General features: G+C 32.8%; 1 protein-coding gene. It reads right to left on the minus strand.

What is annotated here, in order from left to right; all coding sequences use genetic code 11:
• Nucleotides 1-274, minus strand: a 274-nt coding sequence (locus SB724_RS20040) for a putative glycolipid-binding domain-containing protein (RefSeq protein ID WP_410572582.1), incomplete at both ends; no start/stop codon positions are given.

A 274-nucleotide genomic window follows, 5' to 3' on the forward strand; every position in this document is an offset into this window, starting at 1 on the left:
CTCCAATTTTTTCAAACAAGTCCGGATAAGTGACGACCAATCCATTTTCATCCACTAGAATTTCTGCTTTAAAGTAGGTTTGGATATTTTCATATAGGTATTTGTTGGCAGCAGTCCGTGTATACCTCTGTTGAGCTGGTTTAATATGATGGTTCAAAACATCAATATAAATCACATCAATTTCCTGTGGGTTATTTTCTTGAAGTTTCAAATGATGTATTGGCAATGTATTGGTAAATGGAGTTAAGGAAATATCTATATATTTAAACCCTTT

It is taken from the genome of Bacillus sp. SIMBA_031 (assembly GCF_046535225.1).
In the GTDB taxonomy this organism is placed as follows: domain Bacteria; phylum Bacillota; class Bacilli; order Bacillales; family Bacillaceae; genus Bacillus; species Bacillus velezensis.